Annotated in this window: 23 protein-coding genes and 2 pseudogenes; 12 read left to right on the plus strand and 13 right to left on the minus strand. The window is 60.2% G+C overall.

Features of this window, described 5'->3' with window-relative positions; genetic code table 11:
- Positions 1-179 precede the first annotated feature (179 nt).
- On the minus strand, positions 180-464 hold the full coding sequence (locus FIV35_RS10400; protein ID WP_034115041.1) for a hypothetical protein: 285 nt from the start codon (positions 462-464) through the stop codon (positions 180-182).
- Between the two features lie 42 nt (positions 465-506).
- Entirely contained in the window at positions 507-1,403 is an 897-nt protein-coding gene (locus FIV35_RS10405) for a hypothetical protein (RefSeq protein WP_034139238.1), read from the minus strand.
- Positions 1,404-1,614: 211 nt separating this feature from the next.
- Between FIV35_RS10405 and FIV35_RS10410 the strand changes: the two genes are divergently transcribed.
- Positions 1,615-1,944: a hypothetical protein gene (locus FIV35_RS10410; protein ID WP_034139239.1), complete on the plus strand. Its 330-nt coding sequence runs from the start codon at positions 1,615-1,617 to the stop codon at positions 1,942-1,944.
- 81 nt (positions 1,945-2,025) lie between these two features.
- The gene (locus tag FIV35_RS10415) at positions 2,026-2,397 is read left to right on the plus strand and encodes a PH domain-containing protein (RefSeq protein WP_015885780.1); all 372 of its coding nucleotides are present in this window, start codon (positions 2,026-2,028) and stop codon (positions 2,395-2,397) included.
- Between the two features lie 36 nt (positions 2,398-2,433).
- Here the strand turns inward: FIV35_RS10415 and FIV35_RS10420 are convergent, their stop codons facing one another.
- A complete protein-coding gene (locus FIV35_RS10420) occupies positions 2,434-2,808 on the minus strand; it encodes a c-type cytochrome (RefSeq protein ID WP_034100476.1) in 375 nt (124 codons plus the stop codon).
- A 196-nt stretch (positions 2,809-3,004) separates the two neighbouring features.
- Here FIV35_RS10420 and FIV35_RS10425 point away from each other — a divergent pair, with 196 nt between their 5' ends.
- The 7 genes and pseudogenes from FIV35_RS10425 to FIV35_RS10455 all read left to right on the plus strand — a co-directional run bounded on the left by FIV35_RS10425 (position 3,005) and on the right by FIV35_RS10455 (position 11,285).
- Entirely contained in the window at positions 3,005-3,385 is a 381-nt protein-coding gene (locus tag FIV35_RS10425) for a response regulator (RefSeq protein WP_034100478.1), read from the plus strand.
- A 195-nt stretch (positions 3,386-3,580) separates the two neighbouring features.
- Positions 3,581-4,195 (plus strand): biliverdin-producing heme oxygenase, encoded by a 615-nt coding sequence (locus FIV35_RS10430; RefSeq protein WP_034139240.1) that lies wholly within the window; start codon positions 3,581-3,583, stop codon positions 4,193-4,195.
- Positions 4,192-6,435: an ATP-binding protein gene (locus FIV35_RS10435; protein WP_034139241.1), complete on the plus strand. Its 2,244-nt coding sequence runs from the start codon at positions 4,192-4,194 to the stop codon at positions 6,433-6,435. The genes FIV35_RS10430 and FIV35_RS10435 overlap by 4 nt, the downstream gene beginning before the upstream one ends.
- Positions 6,436-6,585: 150 nt before the next feature.
- Positions 6,586-6,789: a hypothetical protein gene (locus FIV35_RS10440; protein WP_034139242.1), complete on the plus strand. Its 204-nt coding sequence runs from the start codon at positions 6,586-6,588 to the stop codon at positions 6,787-6,789.
- Positions 6,790-6,902: 113 nt separating this feature from the next.
- Positions 6,903-8,801 (plus strand): metallophosphoesterase family protein, encoded by a 1,899-nt coding sequence (locus tag FIV35_RS10445; RefSeq protein WP_034139243.1) that lies wholly within the window; start codon positions 6,903-6,905, stop codon positions 8,799-8,801.
- Between the two features lie 42 nt (positions 8,802-8,843).
- Positions 8,844-9,856, plus strand: a pseudogene (locus tag FIV35_RS10450) (sensor domain-containing diguanylate cyclase).
- Between the two features lie 175 nt (positions 9,857-10,031).
- Positions 10,032-11,285 (plus strand): 2-aminoadipate transaminase, encoded by a 1,254-nt coding sequence (locus tag FIV35_RS10455; protein WP_034139244.1) that lies wholly within the window; start codon positions 10,032-10,034, stop codon positions 11,283-11,285.
- On the opposite strand, the gene FIV35_RS10460 is transcribed toward FIV35_RS10455, so the two are convergent.
- Positions 11,279-13,303 carry a c-type cytochrome gene (locus tag FIV35_RS10460; RefSeq protein ID WP_034139245.1) on the minus strand — a complete coding sequence of 675 codons (2,025 nt, stop codon included), beginning with the start codon at positions 13,301-13,303 and terminating at the stop codon, positions 11,279-11,281. The genes FIV35_RS10455 and FIV35_RS10460 overlap by 7 nt on opposite strands.
- Before the next feature lie 252 nt (positions 13,304-13,555).
- On the opposite strand from FIV35_RS10460, the gene FIV35_RS10465 reads away from it, so the two are divergent.
- On the plus strand, positions 13,556-14,260 hold the full coding sequence (locus FIV35_RS10465; RefSeq protein WP_034100494.1) for a hypothetical protein: 705 nt from the start codon (positions 13,556-13,558) through the stop codon (positions 14,258-14,260).
- Positions 14,261-14,313: 53 nt separating this feature from the next.
- On the opposite strand, the gene ptaA is transcribed toward FIV35_RS10465, so the two are convergent.
- From ptaA to cyoA, 7 genes are all read right to left on the minus strand, one after another.
- Entirely contained in the window at positions 14,314-15,396 is a 1,083-nt protein-coding gene (gene ptaA / locus FIV35_RS10470) for a pyoverdine biosynthesis transaminase PtaA (RefSeq protein ID WP_034139246.1), read from the minus strand.
- 181 nt (positions 15,397-15,577) lie between these two features.
- The gene (gene queC, locus FIV35_RS10475; protein WP_034100498.1) at positions 15,578-16,276 is read right to left on the minus strand and encodes a 7-cyano-7-deazaguanine synthase QueC; all 699 of its coding nucleotides are present in this window, start codon (positions 16,274-16,276) and stop codon (positions 15,578-15,580) included.
- A 103-nt stretch (positions 16,277-16,379) separates the two neighbouring features.
- The gene (gene cyoE, locus FIV35_RS10480) at positions 16,380-17,267 is read right to left on the minus strand and encodes a heme o synthase (RefSeq protein WP_034100500.1); all 888 of its coding nucleotides are present in this window, start codon (positions 17,265-17,267) and stop codon (positions 16,380-16,382) included.
- 11 nt (positions 17,268-17,278) lie between these two features.
- Complete coding sequence (gene cyoD, locus FIV35_RS10485) at positions 17,279-17,614, minus strand: cytochrome o ubiquinol oxidase subunit IV (protein ID WP_003176003.1); 336 nt, start codon at positions 17,612-17,614, stop codon at positions 17,279-17,281.
- Entirely contained in the window at positions 17,614-18,240 is a 627-nt protein-coding gene (locus FIV35_RS10490) for a cytochrome o ubiquinol oxidase subunit III (protein ID WP_024077337.1), read from the minus strand. The genes cyoD and FIV35_RS10490 overlap by 1 nt, the downstream gene beginning before the upstream one ends.
- A 3-nt stretch (positions 18,241-18,243) precedes the next feature.
- Positions 18,244-20,262 (minus strand): cytochrome o ubiquinol oxidase subunit I, encoded by a 2,019-nt coding sequence (cyoB, locus tag FIV35_RS10495; protein WP_034100504.1) that lies wholly within the window; start codon positions 20,260-20,262, stop codon positions 18,244-18,246.
- A 3-nt stretch (positions 20,263-20,265) separates the two neighbouring features.
- Entirely contained in the window at positions 20,266-21,207 is a 942-nt protein-coding gene (gene cyoA, locus FIV35_RS10500; RefSeq protein WP_034139247.1) for a ubiquinol oxidase subunit II, read from the minus strand.
- Positions 21,208-21,234: 27 nt separating this feature from the next.
- Here cyoA and FIV35_RS30160 point away from each other — a divergent pair.
- A pseudogene (locus FIV35_RS30160) lies at positions 21,235-21,524 on the plus strand (hypothetical protein).
- A gap of 473 nt (positions 21,525-21,997) precedes the next feature.
- On the opposite strand, the gene FIV35_RS10510 reads toward FIV35_RS30160, so the two are convergent.
- On the minus strand, positions 21,998-22,504 hold the full coding sequence (locus FIV35_RS10510; protein ID WP_034139248.1) for a disulfide bond formation protein B: 507 nt from the start codon (positions 22,502-22,504) through the stop codon (positions 21,998-22,000).
- Positions 22,505-22,696: 192 nt separating this feature from the next.
- Entirely contained in the window at positions 22,697-23,878 is a 1,182-nt protein-coding gene (hmpA, locus tag FIV35_RS10515; protein ID WP_034139249.1) for an NO-inducible flavohemoprotein, read from the minus strand.
- 147 nt (positions 23,879-24,025) lie between these two features.
- On the opposite strand from hmpA, the gene norR reads away from it, so the two are divergent.
- Entirely contained in the window at positions 24,026-25,567 is a 1,542-nt protein-coding gene (gene norR / locus FIV35_RS10520) for a nitric oxide reductase transcriptional regulator NorR (protein ID WP_034100512.1), read from the plus strand.
- The last annotated feature ends 172 nt before the right edge of the window (positions 25,568-25,739 follow it).

Here is a 25,739-nt window from a genome sequence, read left to right on the forward strand (position 1 = left end):
AAATTCAAGGTCTTTTTTTTCGCCTGTCGAAAAGTGGGCACTCTGCTGATTTATTGCTCAGCGCCTCTTTCAGCTGAAACACAGTTCACTGTGGGAGCCAGGTTTGAAGCGGCAGAGGGAAAAGTCGTAATCGGCCCCCGATTACACACCCGGCCGCCCTGGCCGGGCGGCCGGTAACCTTACTTGAACAGCGCAATCACCACGCACACCAGTGTGATCGCCAGTGCCGGCCATTGCATGGGCAAGAAAAAGAAATGGTGGCGCACGCCATCTTCATGCACTTCCCTATTCAGCACAAAACCCAGCACCGTGTTGATGGCCGAGCCGATCCCCACGCCCATCAGCAATTGCGTCAACGAGGTGTTGCCCGGTTTGACGCTGGGGTCGGGCCACAACACCATCAGCAACAAAATCATGGCCACCGGTGTGAACAGCGTCAGCCAGCCTGCGCCGCGATAGATCATCGTTTAATCCCTTTATGCACAATCAACGATTACGCGAGCGGTTCACGCCAGCTCGCGCGTTTGAGTTTGAGCCGTGAGCACTGTGTCCAGCGTATGCAGGAACAGGTCGTGGCTCAGGATGCCGGTGGCGATGGTCGACAGGACCGGTTGGCCGCTGTCGCCTTTGATTACCACTTTTTCGCTCCAGGCGTTGAGGTCGACGCTGCGCAATGACGACATCGGCACCTTACGGCCCTGGTATTCCAGGCACTGAGCGCTCACCAGGATGGGCGCCGTGGTGATCTTGAGGAAATTACCGCTCATGCGCTTGCCCCACACTTGGCCGGAGCTGATGCAATTAAACGTCACCGCCCCGCCCGACTCCAGCACACTGAGCACTCCCGGCATGCGCGCGCGGACGTGCAGTTCGCGCACCAATTGCTGGAATTTTTGAAAACCCTTAAGGCTTTCAATCACGCGATGAAACGGCTCGGCGGCCGTGCGACGGTAGGCCAGGTTGGTGATCAAGCCTGTCATCACCGTTTGCCCGGAGCTGAACAGATACAAGTCCTGGATCTCGATAAACGGGGTGTAGTCGCGCTGGCCCTGGTTGATGCGTGCGATGCCATGCTCGTACACATCATAAGCGGTACTGCGCAATTTCTTATGCCAACCGTACAGGCCGAATACACACAGCCCAAGAATGGCCAGAAAGCCACTGGTGAGATTGATCAGCGACTGCCCGCTGCTGAAGTTAATCGTCATGCCCCGGGACGTTGTGACACCGATAGGCCCTTCATTACCCGGCGGCAGGATCGTACCCAGATACAGCACAAATCCCGCGAGCGCCAACAGCACAACGCCGAGTATCAGGCTGAAAATGAGAAAACCTTTGCCATGGCGAAAGCTCGCGATCAGCTCGCCGGTGGCGGATGAATCAGGTGTGGAGGATGGCTGCATAAGTACTTGCGTCCCTGTAAGTGAGTCAAACGTGCCGATTCAACATCGCACCGGTCCATTGGCTGGCTGCGCGAGCTGTGCACGGCGGGTTGGAACATGGCTAATTAATATCGTTCCGCGGAGAGCTTGAGGTGCAAGCGTTTGAAGTCTTTTTTTTCAGCCGCAGAACAGTGATTATCGCGCTCCGCCCGCACACCGAGGAAGCCCTACCATGGAATTGACGCTGGAAGCTGTTGCGCTCTTCGCACTCAAACTGGTGCATGAAACCGACGGCGGCAGCCCGGTATTGCGCGACGACCCGGCGATGGCCGCGTATGAGCGTGAAGTGTTTGGATTGCTGGTGCGCCAAGGGGACTTGCGCCAGATTCAACGTAAGCTCGATGAATGCGTGATGCAGGCGCTGCAGGCGTTGGGCGGAACGGAGACGGTGTTGGGGCGTGAGTTGGAGAGACTGGCCGCCGACACTCGAAAAGCCTCTACGCTGGAGGAACTCGATGCCCCGCTCGACGCACTCAAGCATTACCTCAAAGCTATCCAGTGACACCTTCCATTGAAGGAACGAGCCTGACCACGATGAGTGTCAACTTATGCGGCGTCACAGACCGACCACAAGGACCGTTACATGATCGACTTCAACAACAAAGGCTTCTTCAAACTCAAACAAAACAATGAATACGCCGAACGCGTCTCGGCCTTGCTGCTCGATGGCGAAGAAGTGGTGGACGCCTACAAGGCCATGCGCGACGGCGTGGTGTTCACCACCAAACGCATCATCGCGGTAAACGTACAAGGCATCACCGGCAGCAAGAAGGACTTCACATCACTGCCGTACAAAAACATCGTGGCGTATTCGGTGGAAACGTCCGGGACCTTCGACCTGGATTCGGAGTTGGAGATTTACTTTTCATCCCTGGGCAAAGTGAAATTCGAGTTCACTGGGAAGACCTCGATTGTGGAAATCTCGCGGCTGATTTCCAAGCATTTGCTGACGTGATCAATCGGCCAGAAGTATCGCCTGGCGAAGGAGTGCTTACTTGGACGGGAACGTCTCAAGATACGCCAGGATATTTTCAATCTTCTCCTGATCGCTGATACCCCAGAAGATCATCCGCGTGCCGCTCACTACCTTCTTGGGGTCTTCGATGTACGCGGCGAGTTTTTCGCGGGTCCAGACCACGCCGGAGTTTTTCATCGCGTCGGAATACTGGTAGTCCTCGGTGGTGCCGGCGGGGCGGTCGATGATGCCGTTGAGTTGCGGGCCGAAACCGCCGCGCGCGCCTTCGCCGATGCTGTGGCAGCCGCCGCAGGTCTTGGTGAAGAGCTTACCGCCGGCTTCGGCATCGCCAGCGGCGAAGGCTGGGGCGGTGTTGAGAATCAGGGCGAGGGTCAGTAAGGCGTACTTCATGGGCGACTCCACATCGGCGGTTGCGGGAATTATGCCTGGCATCTCCATCCGGATCACCGCCGCCTGCAATGCCACGGGTGCAAACACGCAACCTAGACACCCTGAACGACCACCCATCGCCTGGGACACATCCAATCGAACCTATACCGCTGCGTTCCACTCCACCTAACTGAACCCTGATGGTGGAGTAAGGATCATGGCTCAGCCATCGATTTTGGTATTGGAAGACGACGAAATTATTCGGGCGTTGATGGTGGATGTACTGGAGGATTTCGGCGCGATTGTGACGTCGTTTCCCTCAGCGGATGAAGGGATGATTTACCTGGAACGCGAGGACGACCCCGTGGACCTGATTGTCAGCGACATACAAATGCCTGGCCTGCTCAATGGTTATGACTTGAGCCGCGTGGTTGCCCATCGCTGGCCATCAGTGCGGGTGCTGCTAACCTCGGGCAATACAAAAATGGCTGAAGAGCTAGGCGGTTCCGTGCGTTTCCTGCCCAAGCCATGGAGCACTGAGCATCTGATCGAATGCGTGCAAACGGCGCTGACTCAGCAAGGTTCGTCACTGCACTGATAGCGCCGCAATATCACCTAAACCGAACTTCACGGTACGCTGCACGGTCAGTCATAAGGCAAGGAGCGACTTTTCTGATCCGCTGGTCAGGCCTTTCGCCTTGTGCGTACAGTCAATGGCCATGAGTTGTGTAGAATCGTCGCCCATTTCCACGCGTCATTCATGGCCGGCAGGCCCACAGCTCGAGCTATTTGCATGCTTTCAAAGGCCCATGACGTTGGTGCGCCCTCATTGCTTGATGCGTTACGCACAGGCACCAGCCTGTTGCACGTTGCGCTGGAAAAGCGTTTGCCGTTTTTTTCCGAGCGCCTGGATGCCGACGGGTACCGGCGCCTGCTACAGGCCTATCACGGGTTTTACGCCCCCATTGAAGCGGCGCTGTATGCCAGTGGGCTGATCCCGGCGGGATTCGATACTGCCCTGCGTGTGAAAACGCCGACATTGGTCAGCGACCTGCACGGTCTTGGCCTGGATGACACCGCTATCAACGCCCTGCCCCACTGCACCGCCCTGCCGCGCCTCGACACCCCTGCGGCCTGCCTCGGTGTGTTGTATGTGCTTGAAGGCGCAACGTTGGGCGGCCAGGTGCTGCGCCGGGAAATGTCCCAGCGCTTTGGCATCGATGCCACCAACGGTGGCGCGTTTCTTGATGTGTATGGCCCTGAGACGGGCCGGCGTTGGAAAGACTTTCTCGATTATCTGGGCAGCCAGGCGCTGGACGCCGAAGCCCAACAGCGCGCGGTACATGCCGCCCGTTCGACATTCAGCGGCTTTGAGCGATGGCTCGACAGCCAGGAGGTACTGCTATGAAACCCCAAGATTTTGAACAGCTGCTTGCCAACTGCGCCGACGAACCCATCCGCTTTCCTGGGGCGATTCAGCCTCACGGTGTGCTGCTGACGCTGTCCGAGCCAGACCTGAAGATTATCCAAGTGAGCGCCAACGTCGCTACGCTGTTCAACCGCACGCCCGAGGCGCTGTTGGGCCAGCCGCTACATAGCCTGATCGGCCCCGAGCACGCCCAGGCCGTGCAGGCCATGGCCGAACTCAATACGTTTATCGATGCGCCGCCGCTGCACGTGACGCTCAACGGCGCTGAGTTCGAAGGTTTGTTGCACCGCCACCAAAATGTGCTGGTGCTGGAGTTCGAACCCCACCTCAAGGATTTTCAACCACGGGCCCCCAACGGTCGCACCAGTGATCTGGGCAAGATGCTGCGCCGCTTGCAGTCGGCAAAAACCCTGGCGGCGCTGTATGACATCAGCGTCACGGAAATCCAGGCCATGACCGGTTACGACCGCGTGCTCATCTACCGCTTCGAAGAAGAAGGCCATGGTCAGGTGATTGCCGAAGCATCCGCTCCGTCCATGGAATTGTTCAACGGGCTGTTCTTCCCTGCATCTGACATCCCCGAACAGGCTCGCGAGCTGTACCGCACCAACTGGCTGCGGATTATCCCGAACGCCGATTACACGCCGGTGCCGCTGGTGCCCAAATTGCGCCCGGATACCGGCGAACCGCTGGACCTGAGCTTTGCGACGCTGCGCAGTGTGTCGCCGATTCACTGCCAGTACATGCAGAACATGGGCGTGTTGTCGTCCATGAGCATTTCGCTGATGAAAGGCGACAAACTCTGGGGCCTGATCAGTTGCGGCAACCGCACCCCGCTGCTGGTACCGAACGAACTGCGTACCGCCTGCCAGACCATCGGCCAGGTACTCTCGCTGCAGATCAGCGCCATGGAGGCTCTGGACCTGAGCCACCAGCGCGAAGAAAAAGTCGAAGCCTTGGCCCAACTGGACAAAGCCATGAAAGCCTCGGACCACAACGTGTTCGACGGCCTGGCCAAGCAACCGCGCTTGCTCATGGACCTGACCCTGGCCGGCGGCGTGGCGATCATCGAAGACAAACAACTGCACCGCTACGGCAACTGCCCGGAACCGGCGCAGATCCGGGCGTTGCACAAGTGGCTGCAAGCCAGCGGCGAACCGGTGTTCGCCAGCCATAACCTGGCCTCGGTTTACCCTCCGGCGGCGGAGTTTCAGCAAGTGGCCAGCGGCGTATTGGCCATGGGCCTGCCCAAGCCGGTGGACAACGGTGTGCTGTGGTTCCGCCCCGAGGTCAAAGAGAACATCAATTGGAGCGGCGACCCGAAAAAACCGCTGGACCTGGAAAATTCCGACGCTGGTATGCGCCTGCGCCCACGCACGTCGTTTGAAATCTGGAAAGTGGAAATGGCCGGCATCTCCACCAAGTGGAGCCACGGCGACCTGTTCGCCGCCAACGACCTGCGCCGCTCCGCCCTGGAAAACGACCTGGCCCGCCAGGTCGAGCGCGAGCAACAGGCCGTGCGCGCCCGTGATGACCTGGTGGCGGTGGTGTCCCACGACCTGCGCAACCCGATGACTGTCATCTCGATGCTCTGCGGCATGATGCAAAAAGCCTTCAGCTCCGAAGGCCCACACACCTCGCGCCGTATTTCCTCGGCCATCGACACCATGCAACAAGCCGCCGGGCGCATGAACGTGCTGCTGGAAGACCTGCTCGACACCTCGAAAATCGAGGCCGGCCGCTATGTGGTCAAGCCCGTGGCGCTGGATGTGAACCAGATGTTCGAGGAGGCGTACTCCTTGCTGGCACCGTTGGCGATGGAAAAAGGCATCGACCTGTCGTTCAACGCCGAACCTGGCCTGCAGATCAAAGGCGACCCCGAGCGCTTGTTCCAAGTGCTGTCGAACCTGATCGGCAACGCCATCAAGTTCACCCCGCGCCAGGGCAATATCGGCATCAGTGCCATGAGCAACGGCGAGGAAATTGTGTTTTCGGTGCGCGACTCCGGCGAAGGCATTGCCCCAGAGCTGTTGCCGTATGTGTTCGACCGCTACTGGACACAGACCGAAAACAATCCCACCGGCAGCGGGCTGGGGCTGTATATCACCCAAGGCATCGTGCAGGCCCACGGCGGCAAGATCGTGGCCGAAAGTGAAGTAGGCCGTGGCAGTGAGTTCCGATTCACGGTGCCGAAGGTGATGCAGGACGCCCATACCTGATCGGTCCGGCTGAAGGGCTCGATGGCCCTAAACCGCCATTGCCGTTACACGTTGCCACGAGGTGTTTATAGCTCCAACACCTCGCGCCTCTATAAGTTTGGCCCGGCTTCGCAGACGCGGAGCCCATCTAACTTACAGAAGGATATTTTTATGCTTGGAGCTATCAGTCCGTTCCTAGGCCATCTGCAACTCCCCACCCCACAACACGATGAAGTAGCCCTGCAACGCAAGAAGCGCAGCCTGGACAGCCACTCACTCCCACTTGATCCCCAGCAAACCGACAACGCCCCACGTCACAATCGGCGCCGCGGCAGCGGCAGCCTGGACAGCCTCGGCAAGGGCAACCTGCTTTAGAGCGACCTACGGAGGGCAGCCCGCTGCCCTTCGTACACCCCATGCCTTAACAAAACACTGACATTCATTGCGCTAACCTTGCCGGTTCTAGCCTGGCCGGAGCCCTTCCCTGCATGCTGCACCCCGACAACCTGCCCGCCGTACTTGCCGGCCCTTTGCTACGACGTCTCGAACCCAGGCGCCTGGTGCTGTGGCTGACTGGCAGTCGTCCCCTGGACCTGACCTTGAAGCTGCAATGGGCCGGACACACGCTGCACATCCCGCTGGATCAAGGCCAGTGCCAAGTCAACCCCATAGGCCGCCAGGCCTTTGTGCATCTGATTGATGTGCCGCTGGACGAAGCGCTGCCCCAGGACGAGGTCATCCACTACGACCTGCTGATCGACGGCCTCGGTATCGCCTATTGGGCGGCGCATCTGCTGTATGCCGACGCGCCATCACCGCATTTTGTCCTGCACAGTCGCATCCACCAGCTCGTGCACGGCTCCTGCCGCAAGCCTCACCACGCCGCAGACGACGGCCTGCTCTGCGTCGATCGCCTGCTCGCCGATGCGCACACGCTCGATGAGCGTCCGGCCTTGCTGATGATGAGCGGCGACCAGGTTTACGCCGACGATGTGGCCGGGCCGATGCTTCGGGCAATCCACGCACTGATCGCGCGCCTGGGCCTGTTCGACGAACATCTGGAAGGCGCCGTGGTGGACGACAGCGCCAGTCTCTACGGGCACCGCGCCAGCTATTACCATCGCGCGGACCTGCTACCGGCGCTGGACAGCAATCAGACCCTGCGCGAGCGCTTCTTCGGCGGCGTTAAAAAGCCGATTTTCACCAGCAGTACCGCCGACAACCATCTGGTCACCTTTGCCGAAGTCATGGCGATGTACCTGCTGGTATGGTCCCCCACGCCCTGGACCTTGATCGAAACCCAAGCGCCACCACTGAGCCCGGACGAATCGGCGCGCTATGCGCGTGAGCACGTGCACATCGAGCGCTTTCGCGACGGCCTGCCCGGCGTTGCGCGAGTCTTCGCGCACCTGTCCACCCTGATGATCTTTGACGATCACGACATCACCGACGACTGGAACCTCAGCGCCCAATGGGAAGAAACCGCCTACGGCCACCCGTTTTCCAAGCGCATCATCGGCAATGCCCTGCTCGCCTATCTGCTGTGCCAGGGTTGGGGCAACCACCCGGATGCCTTCGTCGAACTGTTGCCGCCCATCCAGGCGCTGACCGCTCACGTCCCCGACAACCATCTCGACGCCGCTGCCCAGGATGCCTTGCTGGCCACGTTGCTCAAATTTCAACAATGGCATTACGTGCTGCCCAGCACCCCCGCTCTGGTGGTGCTCGACACCCGCACCCGGCGCTGGCGCAGTGAGTTCACCCTCAAGCAACCCTCCGGCCTGCTGGACTGGGAAGCTTTGAGCGAACTGCAACAGGAACTGCTGGACCACCCGTCGGCGATCATCGTCTCGCCCGCGCCGATCTTCGGCGTCAAGCTGATCGAGACAGTGCAGAAGGTCTTCAGCTGGTGCGGCTACCCGCTGCTGGTGGACGCGGAAAACTGGATGGCCCACCGGGGCGCCGCCCAGGTGATCCTCAATATTTTCCGCCACTCGCGTACGCCGGGTAACTACGTGATTCTCTCCGGTGACGTGCATTACTCGTTCGTCTATGCCGTGCTGATCCGCCACCGCAATGCCGGCCCCCGGATCTGGCAGATCACCAGCAGCGGCATCAAGAACGAATTTCCCCGGCGCCTGCTGGAATGGTTCGACCGTCTCAACCGCTGGCTATACTCACCCCGTTCGCCGCTCAACTGGTTGACACGCCGTCGCACCATGCAGGTCGTACCGCATGTTCCGGAACATGCCGAGGCCGGCGAACGGTTATGGAACTCGGCGGGCATCGGTCAGGTGTTTTTCAACGAACAAGGTCAACCGGACGCAATTTACCAACACAATGCGAACGGGAAGGCTCGCACACAGATGGTTGCGCCCACGCCATAGCGCGCGGCGGCGAACGCAGTGCGCATGCAAGGAGCAAAAGCAATGGGCGATACCTCAGGCAGCAACCCGGCGAAGCAGGATTTCTCGCACCTCAACGCCGACATGCTGCACACCATCCTGGAGCTGGTCAGCGACGGTATCTGGGACTGGAACGCCAACACCGGGTTCGTCTACCGCAATCCGGGCTGGTACGAAATGCTGGGCTACCCGCGGCATGCGCTGGAGAACACCCTGTTCACCTGGGAAAACATCATTCATCCGGAGGACTACCCCCAGGTGATGGCGCTGTTCGATGACTACATCAACCGCCGCGCGCCGCACTACCAGACCGAATACCGTTGCCGAAAAAAAGATGGCAGCTACCTGTGGATCGAGGACCGCGGCTACGTGATCGCGCGTAACCCCGACGGTTCGGTGGCGCGCATGGTCGGCGCCCATCGCGACATTCAAGCGCGCAAATATTCAGTCGCCCAACTCGAACAACGCAACCAGTCGCTGGAAGCGCTGGTGGCCGAGCGCACCCGTGAACTGGCTCGGGTCAACCAGCAACTCAAATTGCAGTTGGACGAAAACCGCGCCTTGGCCGAGCGGGACGCCTTGACCCTGGTTGCCAACCGCTATCGCCTGGAAAAAACCCTGCTGCAAGCGTGCGAGCGTGCCCAGCGCTTCCGCCTGCCGCTGGCGCTGATCGCCATGGACATCGATGACTTCAAGCCCATCAACGACCGCTATGGCCACGGCGCTGGCGACCAGACCCTGGTGCGGGTGGTGGATGCCTGGAGAGCTGCATTCGCCCGTGTGACCTACTGGCACGCTGGGGCGGCGATGAATTCATGGTGATCCTGCCCGAGAGCACCCTGGAAACGGCCAAGGCGTTGGCCGAGCAGATCTGCCGCAAGATACGCACCATCCAGGCACCCGGCGACTTCGCCGTCACCCTGAGCCTGGGCGTGGCCGAGCGCCACGCGGATGAATCCCCCGCCGCCCTGATGGAGCGCGCCGATCAAGCGTTGTATCGCGCCAAGGCCGCGGGCAAGGCCGGGGTGTCGGAATAACCGGAGGCGTCAGCGCAGCGGCGCGCACTTGAGCAGTGTCGACCGGTTTGTCCGCGCCCCCTTCGGCAGTAGCTCCTTCCGATTTGGAATGACCCAAAGACTTTATTTCGTTTGCGACAGGCCCCGGCGGGCGGCTTAGATAAAAAACGCCCCACCACTGCCGAGTCCCGGATTCATGAGCCACGCCACCGTCAGCCAGTCGATTTCCATCGTCCACCCCATCAGCCTCAGCCACGGCAAGAACGCCGAAGTGTGGGATACCGCAGGCAAGCGCTATATCGACTTCGTCGGCGGCATCGGTGTGCTCAACCTCGGCCATTGCCACCCGCGGGTAGTCGAGGCGATTCGCGAGCAGGCTACTCGGCTTACGCACTATGCCTTCAACGCCGCGCCGCACGCGCCCTACATCGAGCTGATGGCACGCCTGAGTGATTTTATCCCTGTGAGCTACCCGGTCAGCGGCATGCTCACCAACAGCGGCGCGGAAGCGGCGGAAAACGCTTTGAAGATCGTGCGCGGCGCCACCGGCCGCACTGCGGTGATCGCCTTTGACGGTGCCTTCCATGGCCGCACCCTGGCCACCTTGAACCTTAACGGCAAGGTCGCGCCCTACAAACAAAAGGTCGGCGTCCTGCCCGGCTCGGTGTATCACCTGCCGTACCCCAGCGCCGACAACGGCGTGACCTGCGCCGACGCACTGAAGGCCCTGGAGCGTTTGTTCAGCGTGGAAATCGACGTGGAAGACGTCGCCTGTTTCATCATCGAACCGGTGCAGGGCGAAGGTGGCTTCCTGGCTCTGGACGTCGAATTTGCCCAGGCGCTGCGGCGTTTCTGCGACGAGAAACAGATCCTGCTGATTGCCGACGAAATCCAATCGGGCTTCGGCCGTACCGGTCAACGCTTCGCGTTTTCGCGCCTGGGCATTGAGCCGGACCTGATCTTGCTGGGCAAAAGCATTGCCGGCGGTGTACCGCTGGGGGCGGTGGTCGGGCGCAAGAACCTGATGGACAACTTGCCCAAAGGCGGCCTGGGCGGTACGTACTCCGGCAACCCCATCGCCTGCGCGGCGGCGTTGGCCACCCTGGAGGTGATGACGGACGCAAACTTGCACGCGTGGGGCGCGCAGCAGGAAGCCGCGATTGTCCGCAGGTACGCGACCTGGCGCGACCAAGCGCTGTCGCCCTACCTCGGGCGCCTGACCGGCGTCGGCGCCATGCGCGGCATCGAACTGGCCAACGCCGACGGCACGCCGGCGCCCCGGCAATTGACGCAACTGCTCGGCCTGGCGCGGGACGCCGGGTTGCTGCTGATGCCCAGCGGCAAGGCGCGGCACATCATCCGCCTGCTGGCACCGCTGACCACAGAGCCAGCGGTGCTGGAAGAAGGGCTGGATATCCTTGAAGCCTGCTTCAAGCGCCTGGATCAGTAGCGCGCATCCACCGGTTTGCCGCCGTTCGGCCAGTCTTTGACCTTGTCCGGGAAGTCCGGACGCGGCTGCCCGGAAAAGTACGCCGCGACGTCCACCGCTTCCTGTTCCGTCAAGCCACCCTGCCCCAGCGGGAAGCGTTCGTGGAAGCCAATCGGCATATTGCGTTGGACGAACGCGGCGGCTGTGTAGGTGCGCGCCATCCCCGCACCGATATTGAACGACTGCTCACCCCACAGCGGCGGGTAGATCCATTCACCGTCGGCACGGGTCAGGCCCTGGCCATTGTCGCCATGGCACACCGCGCATTGCTTGGCGTACACCGCTTTGCCATTGGCCAGGTCGGGTTTGAGCGTCGGGTCGACCTTGCCCACGCCGCGCCCGGCGACTTTGTCCTGCGGGCGGGTGTTGTTTTTCATCCAGTCGAAATACGCCACCATCGCCTGCATATCCGCCGATTGCGGCGCCAGCGGCTTGCCGTTCATGGACCGGCGGAAACAGCCGTTGATGCGCTCCTCCAACGTGATCACCTTGCCGGCACGCGGGGCATAACCGGGGAAAAACGCCGACACCCCTAAGAACGGCGATCCATCGGCCACCGTGCCTGCATTGAGATGGCAACTGGTGCAGTTCAGTGCGTTGCCGACATTGTCCGGCAGCAGTGCCTTGGTCTGCAGATGCAACCGCATACCACGTAGCACCTGGTCGGCATTCGGAGCGGCCAGCAACTCGGCCAGACGCGGAGTCTGGAACGCGGACATGTCACTGCTGGCCGGGTTGAGCTGCTCGCGCAGGGTTTTCACCTGCGCGGGGCTGACCGGTGTGCCCTGGTTGCCCCAATGGGTGCGCACAAAACTGAGGATCTCGGCGATTTCCTGGTCGGCCAGCCGCGCGAACCCAGGCATGGTGTAGACCCGCGGGTGGGTGGCGGTTTGCGCGGTTTCCCAGCCGGTGAGGGTGATATGCAAAAGAGATGTTGGGTTAGCGGCGACCACGCTCGGGTTGCCGGCCAACGGCGGGAACAGGCCCTTCACGCCGGCACCGTCACTGCGGTGGCAGTCGCTGCAGAACTGCGTGTAGCCCAGGCCGCCACGACTGCTGAACAGGTCGTCAGGCACGCCAACCGGGGCTTTGGCCACGGCAGGCATCGGCAGATCCTCCTGGCCCGCCGGCAGGGATTTTAAGTAACGGGCGATGGCAATCAGGTCGTCATCACTAAAATGCTGGGTGCTGTGGTGGATCACATCGGCCATGTTGCCCGACACTGTGGCAAAACGGTTTTGCCCGGTCTTGAGCAGCTGCACGGTGTCGTCAACGGTCCACAGGTTGCGCAGGCTCAAGGCGCGCCAATGCTCGACGGTTTCCCCCGCCAGGTAGTGCTGGCCGCCACGCTCGGTTTCGCTCATGGCTTTTTCCTGGAACGCGATGCCCCTCGGCGTATGGCACGAGCCGCAATGCCCCAGGCCCTGAACCAAGTAGGCACCACGGTTAAGCCCCGCGTCACGGCCAGGATCGGGTTGGAAGGGTTGCTTGTCGAGAAAGGCGAAATTCCACAATGCCAAGCCCCAGCGTTGATTGAACGGAAAGCCCATGTCCGCCGGCAGGTTGTCCTGGCGGACCGCCGGCACGCCCTGCATCAGGTAGGCGTACAACGCGCGCATGTCCTCTTCGCTGATCTTCGCGTAGGACGGGTACGGCATCGCCGGGTACAAGTTCATACCACTGGGGGTAACGCCTTCGCGCATGACGCGGTCGAACTGCTCGAAGGTGTAGCGCCCGATGCCTGTCTCGGCATCGGGCGTGATATTGCTGGAGTAGATCGTCCCCATCGGCGTACTCAACGCCAGGCCGCCGGCCATCAGCGCGCCTGGCTTGGCGGTGTGACAGGCAATGCAGTCGCCGAGTTGAGCGACGTAGTGGCCGCGTTCGAGCAGAGGGGCGTCGGGCGTGCTGGCGTGCAGCGAGAGGGACAGGCACATCAGCATCCCCATGAAGCTGACGCGTAAGAGGGCAAACATCATCGCAATAGTCCTTTAAGGACCTGGCGTGGAGCGGTCTCCTCGGCGCAGGTCTGCAATTGTTTTTATGCGTTATCAGGCAAATAGTCGGGGGCGCAGTCAGCCCCGAGGTTGTTGTAAACCACTCTCCGGCATGGCCTTTTGATATGGATCAGCGGAACGCCGAAGGCAGTGTGCCGCCTTGACCTGACTCCCCTGCCCCTTGAAAATGCGCGACGCTTTTTTGTCTCCGTTTATTGAAGTAGTGAACTATTAATGTCCGATTCCTACACCGCAGAATCCGTCGTCGCCTTGGCCTCCAAAGCTGAATACGAAAACGCCATCAATCTTTCACAGCATGTGCCAGCGGCCAAGACCATCAGCGAGATGGTGCTGGACGCGTTTCACACTTCCAAGGAGAGCGACCAGATCCGCGAACTGCGCGTCGCCATCCGCCAGGCCCACGATGCGTTCGACGACGACAAGGCCTACGACCTGATGGGCCAGCTCAAGCAACTCAAGGACGCCGAAGCCGCCGACAACCTGGCCCTGGAAGACTTGAGCAGCAAGTTCTCCATCAGCCGCATCCTGTCCAGCTTCAAGGACGACCCCGAGTTTCAGGAACTGGTCTACGGCCTGGCCCTCAAGGTGCTGAACCAGACCCATCAAGCCATCAGCAACCCGAGCGCCGGCAAGGGCAAGGCGGCACGCGCCAAGAAAGACGCCGAAGTGTTCGTGATCAGCAAGGACGGCATCAGCGTCACCCTGCCGCTGCGCACGCCACGCTCCAAGCTGAACGTGGACCGCGAAGCGTTCGAGTTTCTAGGGTTCAGCTTTGTGGGCGAAGGGGATGACGCCGAGCTGGAACGTGAGTCGTTCACCGACAACAACGGCGCTGAGTTGCCGGTCAACCGCAAGAACGTGGTGAACGCCTTGCAACAGAAAACCGCATTTGATGGGTACAGCATCGCACAGCAATAACACCTGGGACTTCATTGAGGGAGGAGCGTCGCCTTCCCTCATGGAGTCCTGCGCTAGACCCGCGCGGCAAACACCTCACGAAAGCGCGCCATCTCCTGCTTGTTCCCCACTGTCACCCTTACCCACTGCGGCCAGTTCTGCCACACCCGGCCGATCAATACGCCTTCGGCGGCGAGCTTTTCGATGACCTGCTGCGCGGGCTGCTTGACGTCGATCATGAAGCAATTGCTGTGGGAAGCGGTGCAAGTGAAACCACGGCCCTTGAGCCAGGCCAGGGTTTCATCGCGCAACTGGGCATTGAGGGCTTTACGTTGGGGCAGCAGTTTGACGTCTTCCAGGCTGGCAAGGCCGCCGAGCAACGACGAGCCCGCCGGCACATTGTCGCCGCCAAACACCGCCAGCCGTTCCAGCAACGTTGGGTGGCCGATGGCCAGGCCCAGGCGTGCGCCCGCCATGCCGTAGATTTTCGAGAAGGTGCGCAGCACCAGCAGGTCGTCGTGATCCTTGACCCAACTGACCACGCTCGGGGCGTCGGCGAAGTCGATGTAAGCCTCGTCCACCACCAGCACGCTGCCCTTGGGCTTGTTCGCCAGTGCGTCGCGAATGGCCTGGGTGGGAGTCAGGGTGCCGGTGGGGTTGTTGGGGTTGCACAGGTAGAGCATGCCGGCCTGGGGGTCGGCGGCGAGCATGGCGGGGATATCGTGGGCGTGGTGGGCGTCGAGGTTCACTTCATGCACCGGCGCCTTGTGCGCTTCGGCGGCCTGGCGCGGTACTTCGTAGGATGGCGTGGCCATTACCAGGCCACGGGTATCGCTGGTGAACGCCAGCACCGCATAACGCAACGCCGCCATGGAGCCTGAAAACACCGCCACCTGTTCTTCGGCAATGCCCTGTTGCTGAGCGAACAATGCGGCCAATGCGTACATGTGGTTGTACGGGTAGCGCCCGGCAGTGGCGATGCCGCGCTGCATCGCTTCACGGGCCGCCAGGGCTGGACCGTAAGGGCTTTCGTTGTAGTTGAGACGGACCTTGTCGGCCTTGGCCGGCGGCGTCGCCGCGACCGCCCAGTCCAAGCGCCCCAGCAAGGGCAAGGCGGCGCTGAAGGCGAGAAGGGACCGACGACTCACGCTGACCATGGTGACTACTCCTTGTAGGCGGGTGATGGATTCGCACAGTGCGTACAGAGGGGTATGACGAGATAAGCGTGGGCAGATTTAACCTGACGCCCGAGAAAAACCCACATCACCGCAGAGCAGGAACAGGGTCGCAGTGGGGAGGAGCATTGCGCACCCTCCCCCACGCTAAAGCCGAATAGCCCTAGTTGAGCTGCAACTTATGCTTGAGGCTGTGCATGACCTGCGCCTTGTTCTGCAGGTATTCGTTCAGGCCGCGAGCGCGCAGGTTGCAGGCGTCGCATTCGCCGCAGCCGGTGCCGATCACGCCGTTGTAGCAAGTCAAGGTGTGTTCGCGCACCAGGTCCAACTGATGGTGGTAATCGGCCAGGGCCCAGGTCTCGGCCTTGTTCAACCACATCAGCGGGGTGTCCAGCCGTACGTCGTACTCCATGCCCAGCTTGAGCGCCTGGTTCAGGGCTTTGACGAACTCATCGCGGCAGTCGGGGTAGCCCGAGAAGTCGGTTTCGCACACGCCGGTAATGACCGTCTCGGCCTTGACCTGGTACGCGTAGATCGCCGCCAGGGTCAGGAACAGGATATTGCGCCCCGGTACAAAGGTGCTCGGCAGGCTTTCGCCGGAACTGTTCACGGTGGGCACGGGGATGTTGTCGCGGGTAAGACTACTGATGGCCAACTCGTTGAGCAGGGACACATCCATCACTTTGTGCACCGTGGCGCCCAGTTGCTTGGCAAGCTGGCGGGCCACTTCGATTTCCGCCACATGGCGCTGGCCATAATCGAACGTGATGCAGTGCACTTCGTCATACAACGCCAGTGCCTGGATCAGGCAGGTCGTCGAGTCCTGCCCGCCACTGAACACCATTACGGCTTTTTTACTCATCGCTGTGCTTCCTGGATGCGTGGAATGGGGGATAGTTTAGAGGCCATGCCATAAAAAACCCCGCGCTTCTTGCGAAGGCGGGGCCTTTTACTGCTCGGACCACTCAGTGGGCGTAGGTCAGCAACAGCTCTTTCGGTACTTGGAAATCCAGGGACATCATCACGCTCAGCGCGGTGATGGTGAAGATCGAGAACACGAACAGCTTGCGCGCCCAGACGGTGTCGTCTACCGCCTTGTAGCCGGTCCAGGCCATGTACAACCAGTACATGCCCATGGCGGCGGCGACGGCGAGGTAACTCATGCCGGCGTAGCCGCTGAAGGTCAACATCAAGGTCGCCACAAGGAAGGCCAGGATGTAGAGCAGGATGTGTTTCTTGGCCACCTGGATGCCACGCTTTACCGGCAAAACCGGAATCGACGCAGCCAGGTAGTCATTGAAGCGGAAAATCGCGATGGCGTAGGAATGCGGCATCTGCCACAGGCTGAACATCACCAGCAGCGTCAGCGCGGCCATGTCGAAGCTATTGGTCACAGCCACATAACCAATCACCGGCGGCATCGCCCCCGACAGACTGCCCACCAGCGTGCCGTGAACCGACTTGCGCTTGAGGTACAGGCTGTAGAGGCCGACGTAGATGACAAAGCCGATCACGGCAAACAACGCCGCCAACGGATTGGCCACCTTGTACAACAGGGCCACACCGGCAACACCCAGGACGGTCGCGTAGACCAGTGCCAGTTTCAGGGAGATAAGGCCCTGCACCAGCACACGGTTTTTGGTGCGTTCCATCTTGATATCGATGTCACGGTCGATGCAGTTGTTGAAGACACAACCGGAAGCTACCACCAGGGATGTGCCGATCATTGCAGCCAGGAAGATGGCCAGATCGACATGTCCCTTGGAGGCCAGGAAGAAACCGCCCGCCACAGAAAGCACGTTACCGAAAATGATCCCCGGTTTGGTGATTTGGATAAAGTGCTTAAGCGACATCGGGTCTTACCTCACTTCGCCATCATGTAGGTGTGGATGCTGAACATGATCCACAGCGACAGACCAACCAGCAGAACGATCACCAGGCCGGCGAACACGAACGCAATCACGTTCTCGCGCTGGGCCTCGGAGCGGTCCAGGTGCAGGAAGTACACCAGGTGAACCAGTACCTGAATCACTGCGAACGCCAGGACGATCATCAAGGTGATCGACTTCGGCAGGGTCGGGTACATCACCAGGCCGAACGGGATCAGGGTCAGGATGACCGACAGGATGAAGCCGATAGCGTAAGACTTGACGCTGCCGTGGCTTGCATCGTGGCTGTCATGGGAGTGTGCATTAGCCATTACAGAGTCCCCATCAGGTAGACAACGGTGAATACGCAGATCCAGACCACGTCCAGGAAGTGCCAGAACAGGCTCAGGCAGCTCAGGCGGGTCTTGTTGGTGTTGGTCAGGCCGTGCTTATTGACCTGATACATCATCACCGCCATCCACAGCAGACCGGCCGAGACGTGCAGACCGTGGGTGCCGACCAGCGTGAAGAACGCCGACAGGAAACCGGAACGGTGCGGGCCGTAGCCTTCGGAGATCAGCAGGTGGAACTCGTTGATCTCCATGCCGATAAAGCCCAGGCCGAACAGGAAGGTCAGGGCCAACCAGCTCAGCACGCCTTTCTTGTTGCCCTTGTAGAAGGCCAACATGGCGAAGCCGTAGGTGATCGAACTGAACAACAGCAAGGCGGTTTCGCCGAGCACGTAAGGCAGTTCGAAGATGTCGTGGCCCGACGGGCCACCCGCTACGTTGTTTACCAGTACCGCGTACACCGCGAAGATCGACGCAAACAAGATGCAGTCGGTCATCAGGTAGAGCCAGAAACCGAAGACGGTCATTGGCCCCGAGTCGTGGTGATGGTCATCGTGCCCATGGTCATCGACATGGGCGTGTCCAGCATTGGTCACTAAGTTCGACATGGTTTAAGCCTGTTCCAACGAGGTTTCTACACGGTTGGCCGGGATTTTCTTCTCGGCGACCAGGCGAGCGTGCTGCTCGGCTTCGATGCGTTCGATCGTTTCGACCGGCACCATGTAGCCTTGATCATCACGTGCGGCGTGGACGATGAAGTAACCGATGGTACCCACCAGACTCACGATCGCCAGCCACCAGATGTGCCAGATCATCGCGAAACCGAACACGGTCAACAGCGCACCCATCACCACGCCAGTGGCGGTGTTGCTTGGCATGTGGATCGGTTCGTAGTGCTTAGGCTTCTGGTACGCCGTACCGTCTTCCTTGGCTTCGGTGAACGCATCGATCGTGTTCGCAGTCGGGATCACGGCGAAGTTGTAGAACGGTGGTGGCGACGAAGTCGACCATTCCAGGGTGTGGCCGTTCCATGGGTCGCCGGATTCGCACATGTTCTGCTTGCGATCACGCACGCTGACATACAGCTGGATCAGCTGGCAGGCGATACCCACCGCAATCATCACCGCACCGAACATGGCGACGTACAGGTACGGCACCCACTCAGGGTTGGTGGTGGCGTTCAGACGACGGGTCATGCCCATGAAGCCCAGTGCATAAAGCGGCATGAACGCGACGAAGAAGCCCGAGATCCAGAACCAGAACGCAGCCTTGCCCCAACCTTCGTGCAGCTTGAAGCCGAACGCTTTCGGGAAGTAGAAGCTGAAACCGGCGATGTAACCGAATACCGCACCACCGATGATCACGTTGTGGAAGTGCGCGATCACGAAGAGGCTGTTGTGCAGCACGAAGTCAGCACCTGGGATGGCCAGCAGTACGCCGGTCATGCCGCCGATGGCGAAGGTCACCATAAAGCCCAGGGTCCACAGCACCTGGCTGGTGATACGCAGACGCCCGTGGTAGATGGTGAACAGCCAGTTGAATAGCTTCACCCCCGTCGGGATGGAAATCAGCATAGTCGCCAAGCCGAAGAAGGCGTTGACGCTGGCCCCCGAACCCATGGTGAAGAAGTGGTGCAGCCACACCATGAAGCCAAGTACGGAAATTGCGCCCGATGCGTAAACCATCGAGTGGTGACCGAACAGGCGCTTGCCGGTAAAGGTCGAGATCACTTCGGAGAAGATACCGAACGCTGGCAGGATCAGGATGTACACCTCAGGGTGACCCCATGCCCAGAACAGGTTCACGTACATCATTGGATTGCCACCAAGTTCGTTGGTGAAAATGTGGAAATCCAGGTAACGGTCAAGCGACAGCAGCGCCATGGTAGCGGCCAGGATCGGGAACGAAGCCACGATCAGGACGTTTGCCCAGGTGCAGGTCCAGGTGAAGATCGGCATGTCCATCAGTTTCATGCCAGGGGCGCGCATTTTCAGGACGGTGGCCAGGAAGTTGACCCCCGTCAGCGTCGTCCCTAGCCCTGATAGCTGTAGCGCCCAGATGTAGTAGTCCACCCCCACGCCAGGGCTGTACTGAATGCCCGACAGCGGCGGATACGCAACCCAACCGGTCTTGGCGAATTCGCCAACGCCCAGGGATACGTTGATCAGCACGACGCCGGAAACCAGCAGCCAGAAGCTCAGGGAGTTCAGGAACGGATAGGCCACGTCACGCGCGCCGATCTGCAGCGGCACTGCCAGGTTCATCAGGCCGGTGAAGAATGGCATCGCCATGAAGATGATCATGATCACACCGTGAGCGGTGAAGATCTGGTCATAGTGTTCAGGTGGCAGGTAGCCAGGCGAACCCTCGGTGGCCATGGCCAACTGGGTACGCATCATGATGGCGTCGGCAAAACCGCGCAGCAGCATGACCATGGCGACGATGATGTACATCACGCCGATTTTCTTGTGGTCGACCGAAGTCAGCCACTCGGTCCACAGGTAGGTCCACTTCTTGAAGTAAGTGATACCCGCGAACAGTGCCAGACCACCCAGCGCGATCATGGCGATGGTCACCATCACGATCGGCTCGTGGAACGGGACCGCATCCCAACTTAATTTACCAAACATCGTTTACTCCTCTGCCCCAGCAGTTGAATGCGCGCCCGTCTCAGAACCTTCAACCGCGGCCACTTCTTTCTTCTCGTGCTTGACCGGCTTGCCTGGCTTCATACCTTCGTACTTGTCGACGATTTTCTGAAACAGGTTCGGCTCGTACGAGGAGTACAGCGCGACAGGGTTGTTCTGGCTCGGTTTGGCCAGGGCGTCGTATTCAGCTTGATCAAGCTGTTTAGGTGCGGCCTTGACTTCGGCTACCCAGGCGTTGAAGTCTTCCTGGGTCGTCGAGATCGCTTTGAATTTCATGCCGGTGAAGCCAGCGCCGCTGTAGTTGGCGGAGATGCCTTCCATTTCAGCTTTCTGGTTGGCGATCAGGTGCAGCTTGGTCTGCATACCTGCCATCGCGTAGATCTGGCCGCCCAGGGCTGGGATGAAGAACGAGTTCATCACGGCGTCGGAGGTGATCTTGAAGTTCAGCGGAGTGTGCTCCGGGAAGCGGATCTGGTTAACCGTGGCGATACCCAGGTCCGGGTAGATGAACAGCCACTTCCAGTCCAGCGCGACCACTTCGATATTGATCGGCTTGGCGTCCGATTCCAGCGGACGGTACGGGTCCAGCGCGTGGGTGGACTTGTAGGTCACATAACCCAGGGCAATGATGATGAGGATCGGAACCAGCCACACCGCGATTTCGATCTTGGTGGAGTGCGACCACTTCGGCGCGTAGGTGGCGCTGGTGTTCGACGCGCGGTATTTCCAGGCGAAGGCGAAGGTCATGATGATCACAGGGACCACGACCAGCAGCATCAGCAGGGTGGCGGTGATGATCAGGTTTCGTTCATCCAGACCGACCTGTCCTTTTGGGTCGAGCAAGGTCCACTTGCAGCCTCCCAGCATTAACATCATGCCAAGCAGCGGCAAAAAGCCTAGTAATCGGGGGTACCTGTTTTTACTCATCTCACGACCTCTAAAGCAGCTTGCGCAATGCAGTTGGGTTTTGATCGCCAACACTTCACCCTGCCAAGGGTTGGCATTTCTCTTCGATTGAATAAGAGCCTGCTCGCACGCCATGAATGGACGATTTACGAGCCTGCGGTGAGTTCTTATTCGATTTCGTGGTTAAAGGCCTTGTTACAGACCAATTCCATTTGGTGCGGATAGTTGAAAGGCTGCCGGAACCTGGGGTCGCACAGAGCCATCCATCTGCCCCTCGACCGCTCCAATGCTCAAATATTGAACAGCACCGGACATTCAGTGCGGGCGATTGTAGTTAGCTAGCGATGTATAAACCATGTCTTATAAAGAAATAATTTTTATCGAAAGCAGCAATAATCCTTCACCAAAATTGCAAAGGTCGGGGATCTTATCGTGTTCGATTCTCAACAAAAACCACAAAAATTGCCGTGTTATAGGGCAATCCGCCACATCCCTTACCCTCTGTAAGGGCTTGCCAAAGCCATCCAAGTCCCCATAAAACAAGGCATTCGTACATCATCGAATGGCGCGGACGGCGCGTGGTTCCTGACATTGGCCAGACGATGAAGTGACAGCACAATTTGACCGTTCGGTGCAAATTTAAGCGGGGTTGCGGGGGGTCAGAAACGTCCTGCGACAGCTTCCGTGTGACAACATGTCGCACACCGCGCGCAGCGGAAATTGTCCGGCGTCATGCTCTGTTCATAAAAGCCTACCTGCGAAAACGCCCCGGCCCTCCAGAGGAGGAACCGGGGCGTTTTCGTGCAGTGGCTCAGGCCGCGTGACGGCGATTGCGGTAAATGCCCAGCGGCACCAGGATCACGGTCAGCACAAAAGCCACCAGCGCCCATTGCGCCAGGGACAGCCCAAGGATCGGTGGGTAAGGCGTGCTGCAGAAACCATCGACCTGAAAGCCCAGTGGGAAGACCTTGGCCAGCGGCAGGTCATCGACGATGGGCTGCAGCACATCGACGCCGCAACTCACCTGGGGAAAGAACTGCGTATAAACATGATGGCCCGCCGCTGCGACCCCGCCGAGGGCGCTGAGGATCACCAAGCCTTCGAAAAACGTGAGGGCGCCTTTGCGGGGCATGGCGGCGCCGATAAAGGCGAAGATGGCAATCAACAACAAGGCATAACGCTGCAGGATGCACAGTGGGCAAGGCGCTTCGCCCAACACCACCTGCATGTACAAGGCCCCGCCGATCAACGCCAGGCAGATGATGCCCAGCAACACCAGAAAGCGCCGCTCCCTGCCTAAACGCAATTCGTCACTCATCTCCGTTTCCCTTTGTTTGGTTGTGCCTGTAGGCGCGAGTTTACACACAGGGAGTGGTTTAAACAGAGAGGGGTTAACAGGGGATTAATTGGGGGGGTAGCGATAAGTTGCAAGCTGCAAGCTGCAAGTAAAAAAGCGGGCTTCGATCCGGCCTTTACTTGAAGCTGCAGCTTCCTACTACTCCAAAGGCGGTTACTCCAACGCGGCAGCCGGACCGAAGAATTCGTAGCGGCTTTGCTTTTCGGGCACGCCCAGCGCTTTGAGGTGGCGTTTGATCGCGGCCATAAAGCCTTTAGGTCCCAGGAAGTAAGCATCTAGGTCGCGCTGTTCAGGCAACCATGCGGCCAGTTGTTCCTGGCTGAGTAGGCCGACCTTGTCCGCCGCCGGGCTCACGCCGTCGTCTTCGGCGTAGCAATAGAAACGCTTGAGCTGCGGGTGCTTGGCCGCCAGGGCGTCGACCCAGTCGCGAAACGCGTGCACGCCGCCGTTACGCGCGCAGTGGATAAAATGCACCGGGCGCTCGGTGGCCAGCGCCGCTTCGAGCATCGGCAGGGTCGGGGTGATGCCTACGCCGCCGCTGATCAGCACCAACGGCTTATCGCTGGCGGCCAGGGTGAACTCCCCCGCCGGCGGGAACAGGTCGAGGGTCGCGCCTACCTGCAACTCATCATGCAGGTAATTGGACACTCGCCCGCCGGCTTCGCGCTTGACGCTGATACGGTACTGGCCAGCATCGCTCAACGCCGAGAGCGAATAGTTGCGACGCACCTCTTCGCCGTCCAACACCAGCGTCATACCGATGTACTGGCCTGGCGCTGCCGCCAGGATCGGGCCGTTATCCACCGGGGCGAAATAGAAGGAGGTGATCTCGGCGCTCTCCTTTACCCGCTTGATCAGCGTGAACGACCGCGCACCGCGCCAGCCGCCAGGGGCTTGGGCTTTCTCGTCGTAAATGGCCGCTTCGGCGCCGATCAGGATATCCGCCAATTGCCCGTAGGCCGCGCCCCAGGCATTCATCACCTCCGGCGTGGCGATCTCGCTGCCCAGCACTTCAGAAATCGCCCGCAGCAGGCAGGCGCCGACAATCGGGTAATGCTCCGGCAGGATCTGCAAGGCCACATGTTTATTGATGATCTTGGCCACCAGATCGCCCAGTTGATCCAACTGGTCAATATGTCGCGCGTACATCAGCACCCCATTGGCCAGGGCGCGGGGTTGATCGCCGCTGGCCTGGTGGGCCTGGTTGAACAGCGGGCGAACTTCGGGGTACTCGGACAGCATCATGCGGTAGAAATGGGTGATCAGCGCTTCACCGCCACTTTCCAGCAGAGGCACGGTGGATTTGACGATGGCACGGTCTTGGGCACTAAGCATGAGAGCCTCCAGGGCTTCTTTAAGGATTACCCTTGTGTACTCAGCATTCGTGCCAACTAAAAATTCGTTATTTATCAGGTAGTTGAAATAGATGTAGTCAGTATGACTTCCTACACGCTAGAGTCATAAGGACTACAAGGAGTCATTATGACTGCGCACTCACTGCTCACCACCCTCCTGCCTCTCGTGGCCGACCTGTCCCGCGACCTGCCCGAGGGCGAGCGTTACCGCCGCTTGCTGCAAGCCATGCGCACTCTGCTGCCCTGCGATGCCGCCGCGCTGTTGCGCCTGGACGGTGAAGCGCTGGTGCCGCTGGCGGTGGACGGCCTGAGCGCCGATACCCTGGGCCGACGCTTCAAGGTCAGCGAACACCCACGGTTTGCGGTGTTGCTCGCCAGCCCCGGCCCCACGCGCTTCGACAGCGACAGCGAATTGCCCGACCCCTATGACGGCCTGGTGGACGGCCTGCACGGGCACCTGCCAGTGCACGACTGCATGGGCTGCCCGTTGTTTGTCGACGACCGGCCCTGGGGCCTGCTGACCCTCGATGCGCTCGACACCGAGCGCTTCGAACGGGTCGAGCTGGACGCCCTGCAAGCCTTCGCCAGCCTGGCCGCCGCCACCGTCAATGTGGCCGAACGCATCGAACGCCTGGCTCTGCGCGCTGAAGACGAACACCAGCGCGCGGAAATCTACCGTCAGGCCAGCGGCCAACAGCACAAGGAAATGATCGGCCAGAGCAAAAGCCACAAGCGCCTGGTGGAAGAAATCAAACTGGTGGGCGGCAGCGACCTCACCGTGCTGATCACCGGGGAAACCGGGGTGGGTAAGGAATTGGTGGCCCAGGCGATTCACGCCGCTTCGGCGCGTGCCGACAAACCGCTGATCAGCCTCAACTGCGCGGCCCTGCCGGAAACCCTGGTGGAGAGCGAGCTGTTCGGCCATGTCCGTGGCGCCTTCACCGGCGCGCTGAACGAGCGTCGGGGCAAGTTCGAGCTGGCCAACGGCGGCACCTTGTTTCTCGACGAAGTGGGCGAGCTGTCCCTGACGGTGCAGGCCAAACTGCTGCGGGTGCTGCAAAGCGGTCAGTTGCAGCGCCTGGGCTCGGACAAGGAACACCACGTGGATGTGCGCCTGATCGCCGCCACCAACCGCGATCTGGCCGATGAGGTGCGCAATGGCCGCTATCGCGCCGACTTCTACCACCGCCTGAGTGTTTACCCGCTGCAAGTACCGGCCCTGCGCGAACGCGGTCGCGACGTGCTGCTGCTGGCGGGTTTCTTCCTCGAACAGAACCGTTCACGCATGGGCCTGGGCAGTCTACGCCTGACCGGCGATGCCCAGGCAGCCCTGCTGGCCTACAACTGGCCAGGCAACGTGCGGGAGCTGGAACATTTGATCGGGCGCAGCGCGCTCAAGGCCCTGGGAAACTGTCGCGAACGTCCGAGGATTCTCAGCCTGAGCGCCGCCGACCTCGACCTGCCCGACGTCAGCGCGCCGCTAATCGAAGCCCAGCTACCATCGACGCCCATCACCGGCGACTTGCGCCAGGCCACCGAAGATTACCAACGGCAAATCATCAATACCTGCCTGGAACGCCACCAGCACAACTGGGCCAGCACCGCCCGCGAACTCGGCCTCAACCGCGCCAACCTCGCCCGCCTGGCCAAGCGCCTGGGGATAAAATAGCTCGCTGAACTCGGTCAAAAATGAGGGGGAAAGTCCTGATGCCAGTCCGATCCACCTCAGGCAATGACTATCAAAAGTGGGAGGGGGCTTGCCCCCGATAAGGGTGCGTCAGTGATAGCTGGGCTGACTGTCACACTGTAATCGGGGGCAAGCCCCCTCCCACATTTGGTCC

The sequence above is a fragment of the Pseudomonas rhodesiae genome (assembly GCF_007858255.1).
Classification (GTDB): domain Bacteria; phylum Pseudomonadota; class Gammaproteobacteria; order Pseudomonadales; family Pseudomonadaceae; genus Aquipseudomonas; species Aquipseudomonas rhodesiae.

Bases quoted from the DNA above. Each gene is read 5' to 3' on its own strand.
- FIV35_RS10405 (WP_034139238.1), bottom strand. From the start codon at position 1,403: ATGCAGCCATCCTCCACACCTGATTCATCCGCCACCGGCGAGCTGATC.
- FIV35_RS10490 (WP_024077337.1), bottom strand. From the start codon at position 18,240: ATGTCGAACTTAGTGACCAATGCTGGACACGCCCATGTCGATGACCAT.
- FIV35_RS10445 (WP_034139243.1), top strand. From the start codon at position 6,903: ATGCTGCACCCCGACAACCTGCCCGCCGTACTTGCCGGCCCTTTGCTA.
- FIV35_RS10415 (WP_015885780.1), top strand. From the start codon at position 2,026: ATGATCGACTTCAACAACAAAGGCTTCTTCAAACTCAAACAAAACAAT.
- ptaA (WP_034139246.1), bottom strand. From the start codon at position 15,396: ATGGTCAGCGTGAGTCGTCGGTCCCTTCTCGCCTTCAGCGCCGCCTTG.
- FIV35_RS10440 (WP_034139242.1), top strand. From the start codon at position 6,586: ATGCTTGGAGCTATCAGTCCGTTCCTAGGCCATCTGCAACTCCCCACC.
- FIV35_RS10455 (WP_034139244.1), top strand. From the start codon at position 10,032: ATGAGCCACGCCACCGTCAGCCAGTCGATTTCCATCGTCCACCCCATC.
- cyoA (WP_034139247.1), bottom strand. From the start codon at position 21,207: ATGAGTAAAAACAGGTACCCCCGATTACTAGGCTTTTTGCCGCTGCTT.
- FIV35_RS10430 (WP_034139240.1), top strand. From the start codon at position 3,581: ATGCTTTCAAAGGCCCATGACGTTGGTGCGCCCTCATTGCTTGATGCG.
- cyoE (WP_034100500.1), bottom strand. From the start codon at position 17,267: ATGTCGCTTAAGCACTTTATCCAAATCACCAAACCGGGGATCATTTTC.
- FIV35_RS10460 (WP_034139245.1), bottom strand. From the start codon at position 13,303: ATGATGTTTGCCCTCTTACGCGTCAGCTTCATGGGGATGCTGATGTGC.
- FIV35_RS10420 (WP_034100476.1), bottom strand. From the start codon at position 2,808: ATGAAGTACGCCTTACTGACCCTCGCCCTGATTCTCAACACCGCCCCA.
- FIV35_RS10410 (WP_034139239.1), top strand. From the start codon at position 1,615: ATGGAATTGACGCTGGAAGCTGTTGCGCTCTTCGCACTCAAACTGGTG.
- FIV35_RS10510 (WP_034139248.1), bottom strand. From the start codon at position 22,504: ATGAGTGACGAATTGCGTTTAGGCAGGGAGCGGCGCTTTCTGGTGTTG.
- hmpA (WP_034139249.1), bottom strand. From the start codon at position 23,878: ATGCTTAGTGCCCAAGACCGTGCCATCGTCAAATCCACCGTGCCTCTG.
- FIV35_RS10435 (WP_034139241.1), top strand. From the start codon at position 4,192: ATGAAACCCCAAGATTTTGAACAGCTGCTTGCCAACTGCGCCGACGAA.
- FIV35_RS10400 (WP_034115041.1), bottom strand. From the start codon at position 464: ATGATCTATCGCGGCGCAGGCTGGCTGACGCTGTTCACACCGGTGGCC.
- norR (WP_034100512.1), top strand. From the start codon at position 24,026: ATGACTGCGCACTCACTGCTCACCACCCTCCTGCCTCTCGTGGCCGAC.
- cyoD (WP_003176003.1), bottom strand. From the start codon at position 17,614: ATGGCTAATGCACACTCCCATGACAGCCACGATGCAAGCCACGGCAGC.
- cyoB (WP_034100504.1), bottom strand. From the start codon at position 20,262: ATGTTTGGTAAATTAAGTTGGGATGCGGTCCCGTTCCACGAGCCGATC.
- queC (WP_034100498.1), bottom strand. From the start codon at position 16,276: ATGAGTAAAAAAGCCGTAATGGTGTTCAGTGGCGGGCAGGACTCGACG.
- FIV35_RS10425 (WP_034100478.1), top strand. From the start codon at position 3,005: ATGGCTCAGCCATCGATTTTGGTATTGGAAGACGACGAAATTATTCGG.
- FIV35_RS10465 (WP_034100494.1), top strand. From the start codon at position 13,556: ATGTCCGATTCCTACACCGCAGAATCCGTCGTCGCCTTGGCCTCCAAA.